Source organism: Mycobacterium sp. pR1184, assembly GCF_041287235.1.
Taxonomy (GTDB): Bacteria; Actinomycetota; Actinomycetes; order Mycobacteriales; family Mycobacteriaceae; genus Mycobacterium.
On the sequence record NZ_JBGGKR010000008.1, the window covers coordinates 43,998 to 66,817 of the forward strand.

The 22,820-nt window shown below is 65.3% G+C and carries 20 protein-coding genes and 2 pseudogenes; 13 read left to right on the forward strand and 9 right to left on the reverse strand.

All coding sequences use genetic code 11. The features are described 5' to 3' along the window. Window positions 1–17: 17 nt before the first annotated feature. Window positions 18–686, forward strand: a pseudogene (locus ACAG21_RS15640) (cutinase family protein); the annotation flags it as partial. 173 nt (window positions 687–859) lie between these two features. On the opposite strand, the gene ACAG21_RS15645 reads toward ACAG21_RS15640, so the two are convergent. From ACAG21_RS15645 to ACAG21_RS15660, 4 genes and pseudogenes are all read right to left on the reverse strand, one after another. Next, window positions 860–1,237 (reverse strand): DUF5073 family protein, encoded by a 378-nt coding sequence (locus ACAG21_RS15645; protein ID WP_370497043.1) that lies wholly within the window; start codon window positions 1,235–1,237, stop codon window positions 860–862. Further along, a complete protein-coding gene (locus ACAG21_RS15650) occupies window positions 1,237–2,022 on the reverse strand; it encodes a heavy metal-binding domain-containing protein (protein WP_370497328.1) in 786 nt (261 codons plus the stop codon). The genes ACAG21_RS15645 and ACAG21_RS15650 overlap by 1 nt, the downstream gene beginning before the upstream one ends. Window positions 2,023–2,158: 136 nt before the next feature. Continuing rightward, entirely contained in the window at window positions 2,159–2,779 is a 621-nt protein-coding gene (locus tag ACAG21_RS15655) for a WS/DGAT domain-containing protein (protein ID WP_370497330.1), read from the reverse strand. Window positions 2,780–2,818: 39 nt separating this feature from the next. Continuing rightward, window positions 2,819–3,548 (reverse strand): annotated as a pseudogene (locus tag ACAG21_RS15660) (wax ester/triacylglycerol synthase family O-acyltransferase); the annotation flags it as partial. Window positions 3,549–3,870: 322 nt separating this feature from the next. Between ACAG21_RS15660 and ACAG21_RS15665 the strand changes: the two are divergent. After that, window positions 3,871–4,569, forward strand: a complete 699-nt coding sequence (locus ACAG21_RS15665) for an ABC transporter ATP-binding protein (RefSeq protein ID WP_370497332.1) — start codon at window positions 3,871–3,873, stop codon at window positions 4,567–4,569. After that, window positions 4,566–7,082 (forward strand): FtsX-like permease family protein, encoded by a 2,517-nt coding sequence (locus tag ACAG21_RS15670; protein ID WP_370497044.1) that lies wholly within the window; start codon window positions 4,566–4,568, stop codon window positions 7,080–7,082. Before ACAG21_RS15665 ends, ACAG21_RS15670 begins: the two co-directional genes overlap by 4 nt. A gap of 3 nt (window positions 7,083–7,085) precedes the next feature. Here ACAG21_RS15670 and ACAG21_RS15675 read toward each other — a convergent pair whose 3' ends face one another. The 4 genes from ACAG21_RS15675 to ACAG21_RS15690 all read right to left on the reverse strand — a co-directional run bounded on the left by ACAG21_RS15675 (window position 7,086) and on the right by ACAG21_RS15690 (window position 10,585). After that, a complete protein-coding gene (locus tag ACAG21_RS15675; RefSeq protein WP_370497333.1) occupies window positions 7,086–7,706 on the reverse strand; it encodes a class I SAM-dependent methyltransferase in 621 nt (206 codons plus the stop codon). Then, on the reverse strand, window positions 7,703–8,272 hold the full coding sequence (locus ACAG21_RS15680) for a DUF4389 domain-containing protein (protein ID WP_370497335.1): 570 nt from the start codon (window positions 8,270–8,272) through the stop codon (window positions 7,703–7,705). The genes ACAG21_RS15675 and ACAG21_RS15680 overlap by 4 nt, the downstream gene beginning before the upstream one ends. Before the next feature lie 56 nt (window positions 8,273–8,328). Next, entirely contained in the window at window positions 8,329–9,558 is a 1,230-nt protein-coding gene (locus ACAG21_RS15685; protein ID WP_370497337.1) for an FAD-dependent oxidoreductase, read from the reverse strand. Between the two features lie 145 nt (window positions 9,559–9,703). Next, window positions 9,704–10,585: an SDR family NAD(P)-dependent oxidoreductase gene (locus tag ACAG21_RS15690; protein ID WP_370497045.1), complete on the reverse strand. Its 882-nt coding sequence runs from the start codon at window positions 10,583–10,585 to the stop codon at window positions 9,704–9,706. A gap of 480 nt (window positions 10,586–11,065) precedes the next feature. On the opposite strand from ACAG21_RS15690, the gene ACAG21_RS15695 reads away from it, so the two are divergent. The 10 genes from ACAG21_RS15695 to ACAG21_RS15740 all read left to right on the forward strand — a co-directional run bounded on the left by ACAG21_RS15695 (window position 11,066) and on the right by ACAG21_RS15740 (window position 21,562). Next, window positions 11,066–11,875: a SigB/SigF/SigG family RNA polymerase sigma factor gene (locus tag ACAG21_RS15695; protein ID WP_370497046.1), complete on the forward strand. Its 810-nt coding sequence runs from the start codon at window positions 11,066–11,068 to the stop codon at window positions 11,873–11,875. A 106-nt stretch (window positions 11,876–11,981) separates the two neighbouring features. Further along, entirely contained in the window at window positions 11,982–12,605 is a 624-nt protein-coding gene (locus ACAG21_RS15700; protein WP_370497047.1) for a hypothetical protein, read from the forward strand. Window positions 12,606–12,634: 29 nt separating this feature from the next. Beyond that, window positions 12,635–13,525 (forward strand): DUF4344 domain-containing metallopeptidase, encoded by an 891-nt coding sequence (locus tag ACAG21_RS15705; RefSeq protein ID WP_370497048.1) that lies wholly within the window; start codon window positions 12,635–12,637, stop codon window positions 13,523–13,525. Between the two features lie 78 nt (window positions 13,526–13,603). Further along, window positions 13,604–14,281, forward strand: coding sequence for a TetR/AcrR family transcriptional regulator (locus ACAG21_RS15710; RefSeq protein WP_370497050.1), 678 nt, complete (start codon window positions 13,604–13,606; stop codon window positions 14,279–14,281). A gap of 25 nt (window positions 14,282–14,306) precedes the next feature. Then, window positions 14,307–15,536, forward strand: a complete 1,230-nt coding sequence (locus ACAG21_RS15715; RefSeq protein WP_370497052.1) for a cytochrome P450 — start codon at window positions 14,307–14,309, stop codon at window positions 15,534–15,536. Continuing rightward, window positions 15,530–16,477, forward strand: a complete 948-nt coding sequence (locus tag ACAG21_RS15720) for an SDR family oxidoreductase (protein WP_370497053.1) — start codon at window positions 15,530–15,532, stop codon at window positions 16,475–16,477. Before ACAG21_RS15715 ends, ACAG21_RS15720 begins: the two co-directional genes overlap by 7 nt. Before the next feature lie 36 nt (window positions 16,478–16,513). Continuing rightward, a complete protein-coding gene (locus ACAG21_RS15725) occupies window positions 16,514–17,686 on the forward strand; it encodes an amidohydrolase family protein (RefSeq protein ID WP_370497339.1) in 1,173 nt (390 codons plus the stop codon). Beyond that, window positions 17,683–18,918, forward strand: a complete 1,236-nt coding sequence (locus ACAG21_RS15730) for a M24 family metallopeptidase (protein ID WP_370497054.1) — start codon at window positions 17,683–17,685, stop codon at window positions 18,916–18,918. Before ACAG21_RS15725 ends, ACAG21_RS15730 begins: the two co-directional genes overlap by 4 nt. Further along, on the forward strand, window positions 18,908–20,014 hold the full coding sequence (locus tag ACAG21_RS15735) for a M24 family metallopeptidase (RefSeq protein WP_370497055.1): 1,107 nt from the start codon (window positions 18,908–18,910) through the stop codon (window positions 20,012–20,014). Before ACAG21_RS15730 ends, ACAG21_RS15735 begins: the two co-directional genes overlap by 11 nt. Window positions 20,015–20,200: 186 nt before the next feature. Beyond that, entirely contained in the window at window positions 20,201–21,562 is a 1,362-nt protein-coding gene (locus ACAG21_RS15740; RefSeq protein ID WP_370497056.1) for an HNH endonuclease signature motif containing protein, read from the forward strand. Here the strand turns inward: ACAG21_RS15740 and ACAG21_RS15745 are convergent. Further along, on the reverse strand, window positions 21,559–22,818 hold the full coding sequence (locus ACAG21_RS15745; RefSeq protein ID WP_370497057.1) for a hypothetical protein: 1,260 nt from the start codon (window positions 22,816–22,818) through the stop codon (window positions 21,559–21,561). The two genes, ACAG21_RS15740 and ACAG21_RS15745, sit on opposite strands and share 4 nt — an antisense overlap. Window positions 22,819–22,820 lie beyond the last annotated feature (2 nt).

Genomic DNA, 22,820 nt, shown 5'->3' on the forward strand with positions numbered 1-22,820 from the left:
TGTGACAAAATCAACGCGTGAAGGCGTACGCCCTCCCTGTTTTGCTCTGTGCCGCTATAACGTCCACGTGGACGGCGCTGCTGACCGCCCCCGTTCCCGCCGTATCTGCCGAACCGTGCCCCGATGTCGAGGCCGTGTTCGCCCGAGGAACTGACGAGGCGCCCGGACTGGGCGATATCGGGCAGAATTTCGTCGATTCGGTGCGCGCCCACGTCGCACCGAAATCTGTCGGTGTGTACCCGGTGAGCTATCCGGCGTCCATGGACTTTCCCAGGGCAGTCGACGGCATAACCGACGCGGGCACGCACGTCGAACAAATGGCGTCGAGCTGCCCCAAAACGATGATGGTGCTTGGCGGTTACTCCCAAGGAGCCGCGGTCATGGGCTTCGTCACCGCCAGTCAGGTGCCCGACGGGACGAGTCTTGGGCAGGACCTGCAGCCGATGCCTGCCGATGTGGCCAGTCACGTCGCCGCGGTCGCCCTGTTCGGGAAACCGTCGACCCAGTTCATGAGCTTCATCAATCAACCGGCCGTCACCGTCGGCCCGCTCTACGCGGGCAAGACGATCGAGTTGTGCGCTCCCAACGACCCGATCTGCGCGGGCTCGGGCGACTTCTCGGCGCATAGGCAGTACCAACAGATCGGGATGATCGACCAGGCAGCGGATTTCAGCGCGAACCGCATTGCCTCCGCTACTCCCCCGACCCCGTCATCGCCGCCGGGACCGGGACACCCGCCGACGGCGACACCGGCACCGGTGCATTCGACTGCACCGTCGACCGCGCCGTCGCCGACGCCCACGCCCGTGGCATCGCATCACCCCGGCCCGCCCCCGGGACCGGTGCCAGAGTTATTCACTCAGTAGCGGGGGGCCGCCTCGAGAACCTCGACGGCGGCGTCGATGTTGGGAATGATGGTCGCACCGTAGTGGCCGACGAGCTGCCCCAGCGCGCGGGCGATATGCGGGCCGACGATGCCGACAGCCAGGATCTCCTCGGCCAACACGATGCCATTGACGACGTGACCGGCGCTGAGTCGACCGTCGGCGGTGAGCTCGTAACGCCAGTCGCCGATCTGCACTCGCTCCGGCGCGGACCGGAAGAGCCCGCGGCGCGCCGGTGTCAGAATGACGCCGGGCACACCGCAAAACACCCTGATCACTTGTCCGACTCCGCCGGGGCCGGCCAGGGCTGCTCCGATCGCGCGGCTGGCGCGCTCAGGGTCGTAACTCGTCATCAATCACTCATCGGCAGCACGAACGAGGGGGTGATGGTCTGCGGCTCGCTGGTGCGCCGCACGGCGGTGCCGGCCACATAGAACTCGACGGTGTGATGCCCCCAGGCGTAATTCGAGATGGCGAAATGCACTCCCACGACGCCGTTTGCACCGTCGCGTTCGGCCTCGCTCTGCATGCGCGACATGGCCAGCTCCCGGGCCTGATAGCTGCCCTGCGTCCACTGCGGCATCTCGGCGTTGCGCCCGACCTGGCTGAGCGTCCGCAGAAAGCCTTGAACGGCGATGTGAAACACGCAGTTGCCCATCACGAATGCCACCGGCGCGAACCCGGAGCGCAGCAGGGTGGTCAGATCCTGGCCGGACAGGTGGCTGCTGAAGGCCTGCCCGTTGGGTCTGCGAAACGCTCCAGGCTTGGCGACATATCGCACAGCGGTTCCGACCGCGATGAATTCGAGGTGTTCGCCTTCGCCTTGATGTCGCCAATCGAGCCGGACACCCACCACTCCGTCGGCGCCCAGCGCATCGGCTTCGGCCTGCATGCGCGACATCGCATTCCAGCGCGCCCGGTAGGTCGCGTCGGTCAGCACCGGCAACTCCGACTGCTGCCGGATGCCGGTGAACTGATAGCCGACGTGATACACGGAAACCCCCATCACGAGCTCCATCGGCTCAAATCCGGCACCATGCAACAGTGCGAATTCGTTGATCGAAAGATCGGAAGTCCATAGCTTGCCGGCATGCGACAGACGTTCGCTGGCGACGGGGTCGAGCTGGTTCGGTTCCATTGTCAAAGACCCTCCTGCGGTTCGCAGTCAGCGTAGCCCGGCGACGGCGAGCGCTGGTACGGCGCGATTAAGGCGCCGGGCAATCCAGCGCCGGCCCGCCTACCGGGACTCGGCAACCGACGGTGTGCTCGCGGCCTCACTCATCCGGCGAGTAGCTGTCGTCCTGGCACTCCAGCAGTTCTTTGAGCGCATCGGGAAACGCGTCGGCCATGCCCCACAGGTCGGGCAACAGATCGGGGCAGCCGATCAGGCCGATGCCGAGTTCTCCGTTGAGCGACATCACCGTGATGTTGAGTCCGGCGTCGCCGATGATCGGCCCGAGCGGATACATCGCGTCGAGACGGCACCCCAGGAAATACAGCTGATCTTGCGGGCCTGGCACATTCGACAGCACCAGATTGAACGCGCTGCGGTTGAACGGAAGGCGCGGCAACAGGCGCATCGCCGCACCGAACATCGTCGGGCCGCCGAACTGCGTCCAGTCGTGCAGGAGGGCTGGACCCAGCGCCGCGGTGTGCTCTTTGGCAGCCTTGTTTCCGGCGGCGATCGCGCGGATGCGTTCGGCCGGATCGCTGATTTGGCTTTCCACCCGGCAGAACATCCACGTGGTCTGGTTGCGTCCGGGACGATCGGACTTGCCGTGCACCGACACCGGCACGGTAGCCACCAGGGGGTTATCGGGCAGCTCACCGCGCTCGAACAGGAAACGCCGCAACACCCCGGCGCACAACGCCACAACGACGTCGTTGACGGTCACCCCGAAGCGGTCCTTGACTCGTTTGACGTCGCGCATGTCCAGCTGGGTGTAGGCGACGTTGCGGTAGCGCGTGACGGAGCCGTTGAGCGGGGACGACGGGGCCGAGAACGGCGCAGCCATCGTGCGACCCTCGCGCGCGCAGCACGGTCTGCGCCACCGTCAGCATTGTCGCGGGCACCACGGTCGCCAATCGCAAGGGCCGGCGGGCAAAGCCCATCAGTCCGCTCAACGCGATCTGCACGGGGTTGCCGCCGCCCGCACCGGTGACCGCCTTCGGGGCCGGCGCATCGGGCTCGGCGCTGCACAGGTGGGCCAGCAAATTGGCGCCGGCAACTCCGTCGACGAGCGCGTGATGAACCTTGAGCATCACCACGACCGCGTCGCTGTTGGCGCCGCCCTGCAACACCCACATCTCCCAGAGCGGTCGGTCCCGGTCCAGCGGCAGACCCGCGATGTACCCGCAGATCTCGGCCAGTTCTCGGCGCCCCCCGGGTGCCGGCACACCGACGTGCTGCAAATGGTGTTCCAGCTGGAAGTTGTCGTCGTCCACCCACACCGGGTGATCGAAATTCAGCTGGTTGTCGGCGAGTTTCATCCGGAATTCCGGCACGGCCGCGATGCTCTTCGCTAACGCGGCGCGGAACCCGCCGTAGGTGTAGCCCCCCGGCATGGTCGACGTGTCCAACTCCAACACGCAACACACATTCAATGGTTGGGTAGGCGTCTCCAAGTAGAGAAAAAACGCGTCCAGCCCGCTCAGTCGTTCCATAGCCGCCCGCTCGACTAGTGACCTCAGAAAACCCCCCGAACCCCTAGGAGTTTAGGTAGCTGACCAGTGGTCGGCTACCTCTCACCCAGGCGCACTCGGTTAAATTTTGAAGACATACCGCCGCGGTATTCAACGCCGCAGCCGACGACACGTCCGCAGGCCGAACCGCTGGATGAACCCGTCACGATTCGGTCTCGTTAACCGGGTACCAGAGCGTTGGGCGCCGCGCGGTTAGCGGCAGACACGCGCTGATTACGTGCGCAGGCGCAGGAGGATCATGTTCAGAAGAGTCGATACCTGCAGTGGACCCAAGCACAAGCTGCTGACCATCGAACTGCGTGATGTGGTGCGCGAATACCGGATTGGCGGACAAACCGTTCGCGCGCTCGACGAGATCAGCCTGCGGCTCGAGGGCGGTCAATTCGTTTCGATGGTCGGGCCGTCCGGTGCCGGCAAGAGCACGTTGCTGCATTTGCTCGGCGCGCTGGACTCCCCCGATTCCGGGTCGATCGAATTCGACGGAGACGAGATCGGGCGTCTCAACGATCAACAGCAGTCCCAGTTTCGCCATCAGCGCGTCGGCTTCATCTTCCAGTTCTTCAATCTCTTACCGACGTTGTCGGCGTGGGAGAACGTCGCCGTCCCGAAGCTGCTCGACGGCGTGCGGCTGGGTAAAGCCAAGCCGGATGCGATTCGTCTGCTGGAGCGCGTCGGCCTCGGTCACCGGACCCAGCACCGGCCCGCCGAACTGTCGGGCGGACAGATGCAGCGGGTCGCGGTGGCGCGGGCGCTGATGATGGATCCACCGTTGATCCTGGCCGACGAACCCACCGGAAATCTCGACTCCACCACGGGCGCTTCGATTTTGACGCTGCTCGGCGACGTCGCGCACGAAGCCGGACGCGGCCGGCTGGTGGTGATGGTGACTCACAACCCCGAAGCGGCACAGGCAACCGACCGGGTGATCATGCTGGCCGACGGCCGGGTTGTTTCCAACGAGCGATCGGCGGTTTTGGTGTGAGCCCGGTTTCGGCGATCGGCGCCACGGCGAGCCGGCTGCGTGTGTTCAGCCTGCGCGAGCTGGCCGTGCACCGGCGGCGCACCATCGCCTCGATCGCGGTAATGGCAGTCTCCGCTATGTATTTGGTCGCGGTATTCGGCATCTTCGGGTCGATCACCGGATCGGTCAATCGACTCAGCGATGGGATCGCCGGCATCGCCTCGCTGGAGGTGTCCGGGATCACCGACGCGGGGTTTCCCGACGCGCTCGCCGCCGAGGTCGCCGCGGTGCCCGGCGTGGCTACCGCCGCGCCGATGATCCGCACGACGGTATCCACCTCGTCGGGGCCGGTGCTGCTGTTTGGCGCCGACGATCGCCTGGCGGCACTGGGCGGCGCACTGAAGGACGCGATGAAAACTGTTGCGCCCGAGCAACAAGTGAATCAGCCGGGGCCCGCCAACGGGGTCCGCATCGGTCCGGGAATCGGTCGTGTCAAAGGTGAGTCGTTCCAGCTCGGTTCGGGTTCGGTTATCGTGACCGAGGTTCTCGCCGGCAAAGAGGTCGCAGCTCTCAACGGTGGGCATTACGTCCTGGCGCCACTTGCGTTGGCGCAGAACATCATCGGGCGCCAGGGCCAGCTCGACTCGATTCTGATCACGATCAAGCCCGGAGCTGATCTAAGCCAGGTACGCACCGGCGTCAGTGCTGCGGTGAACGGTCGGGCCATCGTTGCCGACCCGAGTATGCGGGCTAGCCGGGCCGGCGACGGTGTCAAGCTGATGAACTACATGGCCCTGATGGGTGCGATGGTGGCGTTGATGGTCGGCGCCTTCCTGATCTACACCACCATGACCATGGCGATCACCCAGCGCCGGCCGGTCATCTCGATGCTGCGCGCGATCGGCGGGCGGCGCACAGTCATCGTGCGCGACATGCTCGCGGAAGCGGCAATACTCGGGGTGATCGGCGGCGGGATCGGGTCGGCCATCGGAATCCTGATGGGCCGCATCGCGATTGGCCACCTACCACCGGCTATGACGCAGGGACTCGAGGCCCGCATCGAATACTGGTTACCCGGCTACGCGATACCCATCGCCGTCGTGACGACCGCGCTCACCAGCATAGTGGCCTCGGCGATGGCCGCGCGGCAGGTGTACAAGGTCGCGCCGATCGAGGCATTGGCGCCGGTCGGAGTGTCCGCGGCCGACCGCGTGCCGCACTGGCTGCGGGTCGCGTGCGGTGTCGGGGCGATTGCCGTCTTCGCGGTGTCGATCGCGATCGTCATCACGGCGCGCGGCGTGCTGGCATTCATCGCGATGTCTGCCGTGTTCTCTGCCGAAATCGCACTGGGTTTCGCGCTCACCACGCCGATCGTCCACGCCGCGGCCGCTACCGCGCGCATATTCGGCACCGTCGGCGCACTTGCCGCGGCCACCATCGAGCGCGCGCCGCGACGGGTATGGGCGACGGTGATGACGGTGGTGATCGCGGTCATCACGACCGTCACGATCACCGGCACAAACAACGACATGATCCGATCCGCTCGGGATATCTTCGCGCCGGTGGCGCAGACCCCGGTGTGGGTGACCGCGAATCCCCCGGACAGCTACCCCACTGATCCACTGCCGCAAGGACTTTCCGAGAAGCTGGCCGCCGTGCCGGGCGTCGCGCACGTCACCGAGGGCTCATATGGATTCGCCGAAGTCGGGGGGAGCCGGGTGATGCTCGACGGATTTTCCGCCGGGACCACCGATCCGCTGTACCGGGCACTGGACCGGCAGGTGCGCGACGACGTGCTGGCCGGTCGCGGGGTGGTGCTCTCGCAGAATCTGGGCAAGACCCTGCACGTTCGGGTCGGCGACCAACTTCGCATGCAAACACCGCACGGTGTCCAGCAGGCGACGGTGTTGGCCCTGGTGCCGTATTTCTCGACGGTGATCGGCACCTTGGGTCTGAGTTTGGATCGAATGCGGGCGTGGTTCGACCGTCCCATCGCGACGACGCTGCAGATCGCCGCGGACCCTGGCGTGGATTCGCGTCGGCTTTTAACCGATGTCCGCGCCGCGGTACCGGCGCCGAACTACGTCTACGACGGCAACGCCGAGCTGGCGGGGCTGCAAGCACCGATGCACCAGAGCATGTTCATCGCCAACGCCGTATGGATCATCGTCGTGCTGGTCGCCGCCGTCGCGCTGCTCAACACGCTGACGCTTTCCGTACTTGAACGCCGACGTGAAATCGGGGTGCTGCGGGCCATGGGATCCAGCCGACGGCTCACGCTGCGGATGGTGCTGGCCGAGGCGGCCGGAATAGGGGTGGTTGGCGGTGTTTTGGGGCTGGTGTTCGGCTGCGCCGACCAGTGGCTGTTCAGTCTGGTCAGCGGCGACATGATGAATTTCCGCGTGAGGTTCCACCCCAGTTGGATGGCCCTTGCCTTCACCCTCGGCGCGCTGGCGATCAGCCTGCTCGGCTCGGTGCCGCCGGCTCGCCGCGCGGCGCGCCTGAACATCATCGAAGCTGTCGGCGTCGACTAAGAGCTATTCGGTGAGCGTGGCGAACCCCTGCAAATGGGGTTTACACGGAAACGGCACCGGGGTGCGCACGCTGCGCAGGCCCGCGGTATCGAATCCGGCGGCAGCAATCGAGTCGATGGTTCGCCGGTTCGGTTGGCACCCCGCAGCCAACCAGGACCATGGCTTGGCGATCAGATCCTGGAATCGGCCCGTCACGCCCTCACCGCGCACGTGCTCGAGGACGACCAGCCGGCCGCCCGGCACCAGGACCCGGCGGATCTCGGTCAGCGTCGCGGTGACGTCGTCGACCGAGCACAGCACCAACCCGATATGTACCGAATCGAAACTGTTGTCCGGGAAGGGTATTGACTCCCCGGTACCTTCGACGATGTTGGCCGCGATGCCGTTGCGGATGGCGAGGCGAGAAGCCATCTGCCGAAACGTGGCCACCGGCTCGACCGCCGAGATGGAAGTCACCGCGCGCGGGACGAACTTCAGGTCGGTTCCCGGCCCCAGCCCCACCATCAGCAGGCGGCCGGTTGCGTGCGCGATCGCGTCTCGGCGATACCGGTTGTAAAAAAGGCGATCGAAAACCGGCTGGCCGAACCGATATATGTAGGGGAACAACGGATTACCGGGCGTCAGCGGCCACCTAAGTCCATTCGAAAAGGCGGGTACTCGTCACGCATCAACGATACATACACCGCGACCCGGTAACGCCATCGCACAATGCCCAGCAACAGATCGAACATGCCCTGCGGGATCGTCCCGGTGCACAACAACGCCACCGCGGACATCACACACAGCACCTGAAGCAGCGGCTCCATCGCCCAGCACAGCAGTATCTGCGGTGCGCCCAACAACCACGTCTTCACCAGGACGGCCCAATTCGTCAGGCGCTCTGGATATTCGACGTCGAGTTCGCCCGGGTAGTCGGGCCGCGCCGCCAGGGTGAAGGGTGGGTATCTGTCGGTGCTGTTCATCGGGAACCGGTAGTTCATGACTCGCCACGACCAGCGCAGCACACCGACATTGAAGTTGAAGATCGGGCGCGGATATCGCCCGGTAAACAGGATCGCGACGCCGGCAACGATCGTCAGGATCGGATACACCAGATAAAGAGAAATAAGGATGGGATAGTGCGGCACGGCCAGCACACACCACTTGACGAGCCATAGCCAGCGCGACGGGGCATCGAAATCGCCTCGCACGCGGACGGTTTCGACCGGTGCGCGGTCCGGTTCGATCTCGACGACGTGCGGCGTCCTCACCGTGGGCATCGCCTGGCCGGAGTTGCTGCCGCGAGATCGCGATCGATCTGCGCGGCGATACGCGGGTGGCTGGTCATCCGCACGAAGTTGGTCAATGCCCAGGTGTGGAACCGATCCGACAACAAGGCCGCCGGTCTCAACACGGATTCACGGTGCGAGACTTGCAGCGACGCCACCTGTGACACCGCACTCACCTGGCGTCGCCGGGTCTTTTCGTACCAGCGCAGTGCGCGCGACAGCTCGGCCCGGCAGCTGCTCGCGTCCAGACCCGAAATCGCCTGGCACAACACCATCGTGTCCAGCAGCGCCTGATTCGTCCCCTGCGCGAAGGTCGGTGGCATCGTGTGCGCGGCATCGCCGAGCAACGTCACCGGGCCGGCGCTGAGCGGCGCGGTCATCGGATGCCGGAAATGCGGGTAGGGCGACTGGACCAAATCGTCGTCGGTCAGTTTCGCGAGGACCAGATCGACCGGATCAGACCAGCCGGCGAACCTCGATCGGATCGCTTCGATCGGGCGATGTGGCCGAATGAAGTCGTGGGACCACGGCATGTCGAACCACCACTGCACGCAGGAGCCGCCGGCCGGCCAGACGCCGGTGTTCCCGGTAGCGCCGATAACCAGATAAGCGGTCTCCCGGTCGACGATCTCGGGCACGCTGGCCAGCCCCTGCCAGCTGCACCAGCCGGTGGGCTCGGCGGCCGGCGCGCCGACCACGTCTCGGATCATCGAATGCAGACCGTCGGCGCCGATCAGCAGGTCGCCCTCGGCGACGCGTCCGTCCTCGAACCCGACCGCGACGCCGTCGGGCATCGTGATGACCCGGGCGGCACGCGCGTTACAGCGGATGCGATCGGCCGGAAAGTCCGTCAGCAGTCGTTCCAGCAGGACCCGGCGCGGAACCATCCGAACGGCCGCGCCCAATCGCTGCACCATCGCGTTCACATCCAGGGTGGCGATTCGGTGCCCCTTCGACGTCAGCAAACGCACGCTGGATAGCCGTTGGCCCGCCCCATCCATGTCGACGCCCAGCTGCCGCAATACCGTTTCACCGTTGGACCAGATGGTGATCGCGCCCCCGCCCGCACGGGTGTCCCCGCGTTGATCGAAGACCGTGACGTGGTGGCCGTCCCGCAGCAATCCGCGGGCAACCGAAATACCGCTCACACCCGCGCCGATCACCAGGACCTTCAGTGGCCGTCCGGACCGCGCCTTCGAGGACGGCAGCCAACTGATGTGGCTGCTGGCGCCGGCGCGATCACGCGGTTGGGTACGCCCGCGGGTCAGTGGGTGCTCGGCAATCCTGCTCCGGCTCGTCACTCTCCTGGACACGTAACGGCGCACGCATCGGTTCAAGCGAATTCGGTGCTGGCTAGCCGCGCGCTCCGATCATCTTGTGCAGGTCCTCAATCCCCCACGGTGCGGCATCATGGTGGTCGCGATAGCCCAGCAGAGACGGGGTTGGGCGATCAAACCGGCCGACGAATCCGCCTGCGGCAACAAGGATCTGACCCGTGACGTCGCGGGACAGGTCGCTGGCGAGATACGCGTAGAGCGGTGCCACAAACGCGGGCGGGGCACTATCCAGCGAGGCCTGCATCGTCACGTCGTCCAGCAATCCGCGGCGGTGCAAGTCCGCGATGTGCTGTTCATAGTCGTCTCCGGTGGAAAGGCGCGTTCGTGCGCCGGGGCACACCACGTTGGCCCGCACGCCGCTGGCTTTGAGTTCAGCGGCAATGGCCACCGTCAAGCCGTTGACGGCGCCCTTGCCCGCGGGGTAGCCGGTGCCCCCGTAGTCGCCGAGAAAGGCCACCGAGCTGGTGTTGACGATCGTTCCGTGGCCCTGCTCGACCATCGCGCGAGCCGCGGCCCGGCAGGTGTGGAAGACCGTGCCGAGGTGGGCGCTCAACAAGCGATTGAAGTCATCGGCCGAGATGTCCAGGATCGAGGAGCCGGGCGGCTCGGCAATACCGGCGCAGTTGATCAGGATGTCGAGCCGCCCGAACGTGTCACGGCAGGTGTCCACCAGCGCGGCGGCGACGGCCTCGTCGTCGGCGGGTCCGATCATCGCGGTGGCTCGGCCGCCCTTCGCGGTGACCGCGGTGACGGTTTCGGTCACGGCATCGGCATCGCGGCCGTTCACTACGACTGCGGCGCCTAATTCCGCAAGCAGTTCGACGACCGCGCGACCAATGCCGCGGCTTCCACCGGACACCACCGCGCCGCGTCCGGCCAGCAAATCCTGGTTGGTCATCGGCACGGACTCCCACCAGCGTGTTCCCGATCGCGCTCGGAGAAGCTGCGGTTGGCGCAGGACACCGACATTTGCCGAAGAGTACGCGTTGCGTGTTGACCGCCGTCGACGGTGCCGGTTCGGGCCGGACGTGGTTGCTCAGGACCCGGTAACGGGCGCAGGGTCGCCGATCCGGGCTTAGGGGGCGTAGGATCGGTAGTTGAGTCCGTTCTGGACACGTCGCCGTTTAGCTAAAAGCGGTCAGCCAGCCGCACGGCTGCTGGGCTGTGGCTCCGGCGATCAACATCTTCCGGTCCCCTTACTTCGGTGCCCCGTGCGCTGCGAACAACCGATTCGTGTCCACCGGACGGTTGCAGCGGGGTGTCGGCATATGCCTGCGAAACCTCACTGCACGCGACTTCGTAAGGAAGTACCGCAAATGCAAACCCGTTTACGCACAGCTGTTTACACCCACGTAGCTGCGAGGGGTCGGTTGAGCAGATGACCGAAGTCCTTGCTGCACCCCGGCCCACCCGGGCGGCCAGCACTCGTAATGACGATTCCTACGACGACGTCATCGACATGTTTCTGGTGTTGAGCACCCTGCCGGCCGAGTCGCACGAGTACCACCGTCAGCGCGAATGCATCGTGAGCAGGTGTCTTCCGCTGGCTGACCACGTCGCTCGTCACTTCGGACGACGCGGTGAGAGTCTCGACGACCTGACCCAAGTGGCGAGGCTGGGCCTGATGAACGCCATCAACCGGTTCGACCCGGACAAAGGCCCCAGTTTCATCGGCTTCGCGATTCCCACCATGATGGGCGAGGTTCGGCGCCACTTCCGCGACTACAGCTGGGGCATGCGAGTGCCGCGCCGGTTACGCGAGCTTCACGTCCAAATCAGCAGAGCCACAGCAGATTTGGTCCAGAGGCTGGGTCGCGCACCGACGGCCCGCGAGCTGTCGGAAGAGCTCGGGGTCTCGCACGACGAGATTGTGGAATGCCTCGTTGCCGGCGACGCCTACCAGCTGGAGTCGCTGGACGCGCCGGTCGGCGCCGACGCATCCGGGCGGACTCGTCTGGTCGCCGACGCGGTGGGTGCAATCGACCCCCAGATCGACCACATCACCAACCGCGAAGCGGTCCGCTCCCTGATCGCCGCGCTCCCCGAGCGCGAACAAGAGGTGCTGCACATGCGGTTCTTCGAATCGATGACGCAGAGCCAGATCGCGAGTCGAATCGGGGTGTCACAGATGCAGGTGTCGCGCATTCTGGCGAATACCTTGGCATCCCTGCGCGACCAGCTGGAATAGCCCGCGGCATCGGTGCCCAGCCGATCTGACGACACGCGCACTGTACTGTGCCTTTGGGGTGAAATCGACTCCGTCGCCAGATCGAGCCTGGAAGGAGCACGATGCGATGAGGCTTTCCCAACCGGTAGTCGCGGGGATCGTTGCGGCGACAGCGGTGGCGTTGACCGTGGCCGGCTGCGGCGGCAATCAGAAGCCTTCGCCGACCACATCCGGATCGGCCACCTCGTCGACCAGCAAGAGCAGCGCGGCGCCGACCTCCTCGGCACCCGCGGCGCCGGCGGGCGATTACTCCGGCTGGTTGATCCAGGTGTCCGATATCGACGCTCCGGTGCCGTTCACGGGCACGCCGCCGACGAACAACCCGAACGGCCAGCCCGGCGCCGCGACGACCTTCAATACCCAAGACAACAGCCACACCATCAAAGTGACCATCGAGGTGCTGCCGGACCCGGGTGCGGCAACCGGCGCACTGAACGCCGCGAAATCGGCACAGGGCGGCGCGATCAAGCATCCGACCACGGACGCGGTCAAGATCGGCACCGACGGAACCGTGGTGTCGGGCAATTCACCCGACAACTCCAAGGGCATCGCGGTATTGCTGTTCACCGAGGGCAAGGCTTTCGTCACGGTGGAATTCGACGGTCCGCCGGACACGCTGCCGCCACCGGACTTCATCAACGACATCGGCCAAAAGCAGGATGCGGCGGTGAAGAAGGGGCTCGGCGGCTAGCCCCGACGGCGCCACGCGGAGCGGTGCACATGCCGACGATCAGGGCTATAACGACACCGATCGCTGCGGCGTGCGCGGCGCTGCTCTTCACGGCCGGGTGCGGTGGATCCAAAAGCCAACAGGCCGAATCCAATCCGCCGGCTGGGCAGACATCGACCGAGTCCCCGAAACCGAAGCAACCGGGTGAGCCGACGCCTCCCGGCGCGGGGACGGTGAAGATCCGCTATGAAGACGCCACGACACCGCAGGCGCAGCGTGGCCGCCAGCTCATGCAGGACGCGAAGGTGTTGGAGGACCTCGCGCGACACATCCAGGACACCTTGGTGCTGCCGTCCGACTTGGGCGTGGTCGGTAAGCAGTGCGACGCGGACAACGATTTCTACCTTCCCGACGCCAACGAGATCCAGCTCTGCTACGAGGCCAGGGAGCACGCCGAAAAACTCGCCGCGGGCAGCTCGATTCCCGATCCGGTCACCCCGGCGATCGACGAGACGATCTCTGCCGCCTACCACGAGCTCGGGCACGCCACCCTTGCCATCTATCAGCTCGCGTTCACCGGGCGCGAGGAGGACGTGGCCGATCAGCTCTCCGCGTTCATGCTTCTCAACCCCGGCGCCGACGGAAAACCGTATCCGGACGGGGTGCGGATCGCCACCAACACCGCCACCGAATGGAAACTGAGCGCAAAGGAAGCCGGCGACGCCAACGAGCTTCCGTTCTGGGATGGGCATTCCATGGACATCACCCGCATGTACAACTGGGAGTGCTGGATCTACGGCTCCGACCCGCAGGCCAACGCCGGCATCGTCTCCTCCGGAGACCTGCCGGAGAGTCGAGCCGGCAACTGCGAGGAGGAGTTTCAGAACATGCAGCGCGGCTGGCAGTCGTTGCTGGGGCCGCATCTGCGCAAGCCCAGCTAGCACGGGATCTGGACCGACAACATGGCTCGCGGCCAATGACATCCAGTAAATAAACCGCTTGATTTAATCCGGCCCGCAGTGTTCACTGAGGCGGTGAAAGCCGAGCGGACGGCGCGTTCTGACCGGTCGATGGGTACGCGCGAGGCGATCTTGACCGCCGCCGAATGGTTGTTCGCCGAGCGCGGAATGTATGCCGTGTCCAATCGGCAGATCAGCGAAGCGGCCGGGCAGGGCAACAACGCCGCCGCTTGCTACCACTTCGGGACCCGGACCGAACTGTTGCGCGCGATCGAAAGCAAGCACCGCGAACCGATCGAACAACTCCGCGCCCAGATGCTGGACGACATCGGCGATTCCACTGAGCTGCGCGACTGGGTGAGCATCTTGGTTCGGCCACTCACCGATCATTTGGCCGCGCTGGGTACCCCGAGTTGGTATGCGCGGTTTGCCGCTCAGGCGATGGCCGACCCGACCTACCGCCATGTCGTCACCAAAGACGCCCTGATGTCGCCGCGGCTGGTACGGACCATCGACGGCATCAACCGTTGCCTGCCCGACCTGCCTAGGCGAGTGCGATCCGAACGGATCGTCATGGTCCGAAATCTGCTGATGCACACCTGCGCCGAGCACGAAGGCGCACTGGCCGAGCACGGGCCGCGATCGCGTTCGAGTTGGCCGGTCGCCGCTGAGGGATTGATCGACGCGATCGTCGGGTTGTGGCGCGCGCCGGTTCACGTGAGTGCAGCGGGCGACTGACCGACCACCGAATACGAGGAGCACGATGACCGACGTCTCAACTGATCCAGCCACCGACATCCCGAACTTCCCGATGACGCGGGACGCGAGCTGCCCCTTCGCCCCTCCCCCGGAATCGTTGGCGCTCAACGCAACCAAGCAGCTCAGCCGGGTGCGGATTTGGGACGGCAGCACACCCTGGCTGATTCATGGCTACGACGCGATCCGCTCGCTGTTCACCGATTCGCGCACCAGCGTCGACGACCGGCTGCCGGGCTATCCGCACTGGAACGAGGGAATGCTGGCGACGGTGCATAAACGCCCGCGCTCGGTGTTCACCTCCGACGCCGAGGAACACACGCGCTATCGCCGGATGCTGTCAAAACCCTTTACCTTCAAGCGAGTCGAAGGGCTGCGTCCCGCGGTACAGAAGATCGCCGACGAGCGCATCGACGCGTTGCTCGCCGGCCCCAACCCCGGCGACATCGTGAGCACACTGGCGCTGCCCGTCCCGACGTTGGTCATCAGCGAGATGTTGGGCGTGCCCTACGAGGACGCCGATTTCTTCCAGGAACAAGCTCACCGAGGCACCGGGCGCTACGCGACCGAAGAGGACACGGCCCAGGGTGCTGCGTCGTTGGCGAAATACCTCGCCAAGCTGATTCGGGTCAAGATGGAAAGCCCGTCGGAGGATCTGGTGTCCGATCTGGCGGAGCGGGTCAATGCCGACGAGATCAGCGTGCGTGAAGCCACTCAACTGGCGGTCGGCGTGCTGATCGCGGGCCACGAGACCACCGCGAACATGATCAGCCTGAGTGTCGCGGCCCTGCTTGAGCATCCGGATCAGCGGCAGCTCCTGGTCGAAACCGACGATCCGAAGGCGATCGCCAATGCGGTCGAGGAGCTGATGCGGTATCTGAGCATCATCCAAACCGGTCAACGTCGCATCGCCATCGAGGACATCGAAGTCGGTGGTGAGACGATCCGCGCGGGCGAAGGCATCATTCTCGATATCGCACCGGCGAACTGGGACGACCGCCAGTTCCCCGATGCCGACCGGCTGGACCTGACCCGCGACCAGGGTGCACACGTCGGATTCGGTTATGGCCGCCACCAGTGCGTGGGACAGCAGTTGGCCCGCATGGAATTACAGATCACGCTGCCCACGCTGCTGCGCCGGATACCGACCCTGCGGCTGGCCGTTCCGGTGGAGCAGCTGCCGTTCAAGCACGACACGTTGGCCTACGGCGTCTACGAGCTTCCTGTGACATGGTGAAGCCGGACCTGACGCTGACGATGCCGGATCTGGCCGGCAAGCGTGCGGTCGTCACCGGGGCCAACAGCGGTCTGGGATTCGGACTCGCAAAGCGGTTGGCGGCCGCGGACGCCGACGTCGTGATGGCCATCCGCAACAACCTCAAGGGCGAGACCGCGATCGCGCAGATACGCCGCGAGTTCCCTGCCGCGAAACTCAGCATCAAGCTATTGGATCTGGCATCACTGGAAAGTGTTGCGGCACTGGGAGAAGAGCTGACGGCCGAAGGGCGGCCGGTCGACGTCTTGATCAACAACGCCGGCGTCATGACCCCGCCGCAGCTGCAGCACACCAGCGACGGCTTCGAGTTGCAGTTCGGCGCCAACCACTTGGGTCACTTCGCCCTCACCGCGCACTTGCTGCCGCTGCTGCGCGCCGCGACGTCGTCGCGCGTCGTGACGGTCAGCAGCATCGCCGCCACCCAACCGAAACTGGCCTTCGACGACCCCAACGCCCGGCACGGCTACAAACCGATGGTCTCCTACGGTATCGCCAAGCTGGCACAGCTGATGTTCGCGATCGAACTGAACCGGCGCAGCGGCCAGGGTGGGTGGGGCGTCATGTCCAATGCCGCACACCCGGGACTGAGCAAGACCAATCTGCTCAGCGGCGCCTCCTACGGACGGGACAAACCGACCCTGCGGGCCCGACTCACCCAATTAACCTGGCGCTTACTGCCTTTCATGTGGCTGGACATCGACGAGGGGATCAAGCCGACCCTATACGCGGCGGTCTCGCCGGATGCCGAAGGCGGCCGCTATTACGGACCGCGCGGCTGCTACGAAACCGCTGGGGGCGGAGTCACATTCGCCGGCGTTCCGCGGCCCGCACGTAGTGACATCGAGATGGAGCAACTCTGGCAGCTCTCCGAAGAACTCACCGGCGTGCGCTACCCGGACTGATCCGTAACGAGAACTGATCTCAATGAAGGGACGATGATGTCCAGCCCAGCCCACACCCTCTACCCCGACGGCATCATCGGCGCGCCCAAGCACCGGCACGGCCGGGCCGCAGAATTCAACACCGGCCTGCCGGCCGGCACCGAGGTGTTCTCCGCCGACAACCACATCTCGGTGGCCGACGACATCTTCTACGAACACTTTCCCGACGACCTGAAGGATCAGGCGCCGCGGATCTGGTACGAGGATGGCGCGTATCTGCTCGGCCAGCCCGGACAGTCCATGGTGGTGGGCGATTTCAGCGCGGTGCTGATGCAATACGACGACCTCGCCGGCGCGGCCACCAACAACGTCGAAGCCCGGATTCGTGAGCTCGCCGAGGACGGTGTCGACAAGGAACTGGCCTTTCCCAACGCGGTGCTGGCGCTGTTCCACCACCCGAACCACGAGATTCGCGAGCGCATCTTCCGCGTCTACAACGAACACATCGCCGGGGTCCAGGAGCGCTCGCATGGCCATTGCTATGGGGTCGGGCTGATCAATTGGTGGGATCCGCGTGGCGCCCGTCGCACCCTGACAGAACTGAAATCCTTGGGGCTGAAGACATTTCTGATGCCGATCAGCCCGGGTAACGACGAAAATGGGCAGCCCATCGACTACTCCAGCACGGCGATGAGTGGGGTCTGGGACGAGATCGAGGAAGCCGGCCTGCCCATCACGCATCACATCGGCGAGAGTCAGCCGAAGTTTCCCAGCGAGGTCAACAGCGTCGCGGTGGCCATGATGGTCAACATCGATTCGTTTCGGGAGATGTTCTCCAAGTACATCTTCGGCGGCATTCTGGACCGGCACCGCCGGCTGCGCATCGGCTGGTTCGAAGGTGGAATAGCCTGGGTACCAACCGCTCTGCAAGACGCCGAGCACGTGCTGGCCTCCTATCGGCACATGCTGCGACATCAGCCCGAGCACGACATCCGCTACTACTGGGACACGCACATGTGTGCCTCGTTCATGGTTGACGGCCTTGGTCTGCGCCAGATCGACGAGATCGGAATCGACAAGGTGATGTGGTCGTCCGACTATCCGCACAACGAAAGCACTTTCGGCTATTCGGAGCGCTCGCTGGCCGCGGTGGTCGATGCCGTGGGACCCGAGGACGCCGTACGCGTCGTCGGCGGCAACATCAAGAAATTCCTGGGGATCTCAGCATGACGAAAACACTGCCTGCCCGACGCTCGGTGCTCGACGCGCCCGACGAGCCGGACTGGGCCCGCATGCGCACAGAGATCGGAGCCCGATTGCGCTCCGCGATGGCCGAGCACGGCGTCGACGCGCTGATCCTGCTGATGAACGGCTACGTCGGTTACGCGACGGGAGCCAGCTGGCCGCTGCTGGACGCCGGTCTCTCGCATGTGGAGCGCCCGGTCGCGGTGGTGCTCGCCGACGACGAGTATCCGCACCTGTTCATGCCGTTGCGCAGCGGATCGTCGGCGGAGCCGCCGGTGCCCGACGACCATCTGCACGGCCCCGCCTACCTCGAATTCGACCACGGCGTAGCGGAATTCGCGCGACAGTTGGCTGGTTTGATCCCGCCGGGAGCACGCATCGCCGTCGACGAGCTCACCGGAGCAATGCGACGAGCGGCTGCTCAAATGTTCCCCGCTGGGCCGCCGACGGATGCCGCGATCGTGATCGGCACCGCACAATTGGTGAAGACCCGCGACGAGCTGTCCTGTCTGCGCCGGGCGGCCCGCATCACCGAAGAAGCCATTGTCGACGTGCAGAAGGCGCTGGTGCCGGGTGTGCGGCAGATCGATCTCTCGGCCACCTTCGTGCGGCGCGCGTTCGAGCTCGGGGCGACCACCAACATGCTCGAGGCCATCTGGCAGGTGATGCCGAGTTCCCGGTCAGAAGGTGTCTGGACCACTCACGGCGATCTGGCGCTGCCGCTACTGCCGACCGACCGCGAACTGGCTGCCGGCGATGTGTTGTGGACCGATATCAGCATCACTTACCACGGCTATTGCTCCGACTTCGGCCGCACGTGGGTGGTGGGTCAGGAACCTAGCCGTGCGCAGCAGGATCAGTTCCGGCAATGGCGAGCCGTCCTTGATGCGGTGCTCGCGGTGACCAAAGCCGGCGCGACCTCGGGCGATTTGGCGCGCGCCGCGATCGCGGCCAACGGGGGCCGCAAACCCTGGCTGCCGCACTTCTATCTGGGCCACGGCATCGGCACCTACCCGGCCGAAGCGCCGATGATCGGAACGGATCTCGGCGAGGAATTCGACGACAACTTCGTCTTTCCGCCGGGCATGGTTCTGGTTCTCGAACCCGTCATGTGGGAGGACGGAACAGGAGGCTATCGCAGTGAGGAGATCGTGGTGATCACCGAGGACGGCTACGCGCCGATTACCGACTACCCCTATACGCCCTATGGCGACTGAGGTTCTGCCCGACAACCGGGCATTGCGCATCGCTCGCCGGGATCGGGCCCTGGCCGAGATGGACAAGCACGGTCTCGACATCCTGGTGCTCGGGCGGCAGGCCAACATCCGCTATGTGACGGGCGCGCCGCAGCTTTGGATCGCCGGGACGCGGCCGTTCGGCCCGATGTGCGTACTGGTGCGCGCCACCGGAGACATCTACCTCAACAGCACCGACGACGAGGGGGTGCCCGAGGAGATCGACCACGATCACCTGTACGGGCTGGCCTGGAACCCGATGACGCTCATCGACGTGCTCAAGAAGATCGACGGGGCCGAGGCCGCGCGGCGGGTCGGAACCGACGCGATCACACCGACTTTCGCCGCGTTGCTGCCCGATGCGTTCCCGAATGCGGAACTCGTCGATGCCGAGCCCGCGATGCGCGCCGCGCGGCGTATCAAGACAGCCGCTGAGATCGCGGCGATGGGTAGCGCACTGCGGATCGCCGAGCACGGACTCGCCACTGCCGTAAGTCAATTGGCGCCGGGTGTCTCGGAGCAGACGCTGGCCGGGGTGATGATGGAGGCGATGGCCGCGGGCGGGGTCTCCACGCCGGCTACCCAGGACGCCGCGTGGGTGACCTCGCGGGAAAGGCCGTGGCATCGTGGTCAGGCTTCGGTGCGGCCGGGCGACCTCGTCGCGTTCGCCGCCGGAGCCCTGGCAAACGGCTATGTCGCCGAGGTAGGCCGCACCTGGCCGGTGGGCGACTTTGCTGCTCGTGTGCTGTTCGAGCGGTCGAATACGTTGTACGACAACATGCTTGCCGCTTGTCGTCCGGGCGTGTCCATTCGTGATCTGCTGGCCGCTTACGAGGCGGCCGGCGAGCCGATACCGCCGATGCCGATCGCGCATGGGTTGGGTCTGGGTTTCGATCCCCCAGTGGTATCCGAGACGCTGGTGGCCGCCGGGGAAGACGACCACCTCGAGGCCGGCATGGTCCTGGCGATCACCGGTTATGTGTGGGAGCAAGGCATCGGCGCGGTGTTCCGGCGCGACACCGTTCACATCACCGAGGCCGGCGTCGACGTGCTGACGCACAGTCCGTCGTCGGTGTAGGTCGCGCGCAGTTCCCCACCAAGCTCCTGGATCTCTTGGGCCACAGCTCTTGCTGGTGGCTGCTGGTGTTCCGGCGCGACAGCAGTCGTGGTTTGAGAGTTGGGTCTCGTAATCCCTTGGGCCACAGCTGTTTCAGTGGTAACAATCTGCCGATTATTGTCGGTGGGTCTTCGTAGCATTTGAGTTGTGAGTATCGATCGGGAGGCATTGTCGGCGGCCTTCGACACCATCGACAGCGCCTTGGACGAATTGATGGCGCAAGACTGCGATGCGCTACTCACCCGTGAGCAATTGGCGTTGTTGTTGCGGTGCGAGAAGATACGGCGTCGACTGCCGGCGGTTGAGCACCCACTGATCAATGGCCTGGCCCGCCAGGCCACTCCGCAGGAAATCGGCGGCAAACTCTCGCATGCGATTGCCGAAGCAACGTTGATCAGCCGCGCCGAGGCGGCCCGGCGTATCCGCGAGGCCGCCGATCTAGGGCCGCGGTGCGGAATAACCGGTGAACCGATTCCGCCGGTCTTGGCGGCGACCGCCACCGAGCAGCGCAAGGGCATGCTGGGGTCGGGGCAGGTGGCCGCGATCCGAAAGTTCTATCACCAGCTGCCCGGCTGGATCGATGCCGGCACCCGCGAGCAGGCCGAAGCCAAACTGGCTTTCGAGGGCACCCATTTTCGGCCCGAACAACTTGCGGACCTGGCCGCCATCATGGCGGATTGCCTCAACCCCGATGGGATCTATTCCGACGAGGACCGGTCACGTCGTCGCGGATTAAGGCTCGGCAATCAGGGTTGCGATGGTATGTCGGAGTTGCACGGCTGGTTGACTCCGGAGGCACGCGCCACGCTGGAAGCAGTCTGGGCCAAGCTGGGCGCTCCGGGCATGTGTAGTCCCGACGATGAAAGCCCCTGTGTGGATGGAAGTCCCAGCGAGCAGTCGATCGAGCGCGATTCCCGCAATGCCGCCCAACGCCAACACGACGCGCTCAACGCGGCGCTGAGAGGTTTGCTCGCCTCGGGGGAGCTAGGACAGCACAACGGGCTACCTACCTCGATCATCGTCACTACGACACTGGCCGAGCTGGAGGTCGCCGCCGGGCGCGGCCTCACCGGCGGTGGCACCATCCTCCCGATGAGCGACGTGATCCGGTTGGCGCGTCATGCGCGTCATTACTTGGCAATCTTCGATAAGGGCAAAGCCTTAGCGTTGTATAGCACCAAACGACTGGCGTCGCCAGCGCAACGAATTGTCCTGTACGCCAAGGATCGCGGGTGCTCGGCGCCGGGCTGCACCGTCCCCGGGTATTACTGCGAAGTGCATCACGTCACCGATTGGGTGACGTGCCACACCACCGACGTCGACGACTTGACCTTCGCCTGCGGCCCCCAACACCGCCTACTGCAACCCGGCGGATGGACCACCCGCAAGAACTCCCGGGGTGAGACCGAATGGATTCCGCCGCCGCACCTCGATCATGGCCAGCCACGCGTCAATACGTTCCATCACCCCGAGAAGCTGCTGATGGACCGCAATGACGATGCGCCTTAGCTCAGCAACTCCCCTACCCGATACCGCTCCCAGGCGCTTAGCAGGTTGCACAGCATCTGCAACGGCGCGCGCAGGCTTTCGTCATCCCTGATTCGCGGGTCCCTCCGGCTCTCGGGCGCATCGGCTCCGAATCGCTTGCGAATCAGGGCCGGAACGTCCAGCAACCACGCGATTCCCATCGACGCCGCATAGAGCAAGGTGTGCCGACGAAGCCGTTCCGGGTCCAGCCCGGGACCGCCGCAACCCGCGACCTCGGTCACGAACAGCTGCAGCAGTTCGTCGAGATGGTCGGTCCACAGCTCGGTCTCCGCTGCGGACAAGGCGCCCCAGATTGCCATGCCCAGGTTCATTTGGCTGACGCATCCCCAGTCCATCAGACCGCAGTGCAGCGTGCCGTCGGCGTCGCGCCAAAACCAGGCATTGTCGATGTTGGCGTTCCAATGGCACAGTGCGACATAGTCTCCGTCATCGGCCAATTGGCCACTGACCGCCCGCTCGTGACGAGCGATCCGCGGCACGTCGTCGCGCAGCCGTGCCAGGAATTCCGGCGAGCGAACATTCGCGGGCAATAGCCCGGGCTGAGTGTCGGCGAGTTCGGCCAGCTGCTCCAGCCGCCGTTGCAGCTTGTCGATGGACAGTGGCGCTCGCTCACCCACCGTCGCGGCCTGCACATCAAGTGGAAACTGCTCAGCGGGTAGTCGACCGGCCCGATGGGCTCCGGCCAGCCGGGCCAGCGCGGTGAGCAGCGCTCGATAGTGCGCCAAGGGTTCAGGCATTTCGTAGTCGAGGCACTTGTGATACTGCGGCTCGATCCCGTTGCCGCCGAACATGATTCGCTCGGTGATCAGTATTCCGGTTCCGCTGTCGCGGTGATAGTCCCCGAAGAGTGCGCTGGGCACCGCGATCGGAAAGCCCGGAGTTCGCGAGAGCGAGGCGAACCGCACCTCCGGCTCCATCTGCGTCTTGCCGCGATCGCGGATCGGGTCGGCGAAATCGCGCGAGAACTTCACGAAGAGGTCGGTGTGCAAACCGGTTGCCTCGTCGGCATATTCGACCGACAGCATCACCTTGCGGCCCGTGCTGCCCCCGCCTATCTCGGTGAAGGCCGGGACAGCGGCGACCACATTCCCATCGGTGAGCACACCGGAAACCCGGAACGCGTCGGTGAGAAACCGGGCTCCGCCGTCGCGCAGCGCCGCGGGGTCGGCGGGAAACGTCAACCCGGACTGGTCACCGGTGACCCACCGCGAATCCACCC

What these genes read in the sequence shown, in the direction of transcription:
- ACAG21_RS15715 (WP_370497052.1), top strand. Translation starts at nt 14,307, where the DNA reads ATGACCGACGTCTCAACTGATCCAGCCACCGACATCCCGAACTTCCCG.
- ACAG21_RS15700 (WP_370497047.1), top strand. Translation starts at nt 11,982, where the DNA reads ATGAGGCTTTCCCAACCGGTAGTCGCGGGGATCGTTGCGGCGACAGCG.
- ACAG21_RS15720 (WP_370497053.1), top strand. Translation starts at nt 15,530, where the DNA reads ATGGTGAAGCCGGACCTGACGCTGACGATGCCGGATCTGGCCGGCAAG.
- ACAG21_RS15645 (WP_370497043.1), bottom strand. Translation starts at nt 1,237, where the DNA reads ATGACGAGTTACGACCCTGAGCGCGCCAGCCGCGCGATCGGAGCAGCC.
- ACAG21_RS15695 (WP_370497046.1), top strand. Translation starts at nt 11,066, where the DNA reads ATGACCGAAGTCCTTGCTGCACCCCGGCCCACCCGGGCGGCCAGCACT.
- ACAG21_RS15735 (WP_370497055.1), top strand. Translation starts at nt 18,908, where the DNA reads ATGGCGACTGAGGTTCTGCCCGACAACCGGGCATTGCGCATCGCTCGC.
- ACAG21_RS15725 (WP_370497339.1), top strand. Translation starts at nt 16,514, where the DNA reads ATGTCCAGCCCAGCCCACACCCTCTACCCCGACGGCATCATCGGCGCG.
- ACAG21_RS15690 (WP_370497045.1), bottom strand. Translation starts at nt 10,585, where the DNA reads ATGACCAACCAGGATTTGCTGGCCGGACGCGGCGCGGTGGTGTCCGGT.
- ACAG21_RS15650 (WP_370497328.1), bottom strand. Translation starts at nt 2,022, where the DNA reads ATGGAACCGAACCAGCTCGACCCCGTCGCCAGCGAACGTCTGTCGCAT.
- ACAG21_RS15705 (WP_370497048.1), top strand. Translation starts at nt 12,635, where the DNA reads ATGCCGACGATCAGGGCTATAACGACACCGATCGCTGCGGCGTGCGCG.
- ACAG21_RS15730 (WP_370497054.1), top strand. Translation starts at nt 17,683, where the DNA reads ATGACGAAAACACTGCCTGCCCGACGCTCGGTGCTCGACGCGCCCGAC.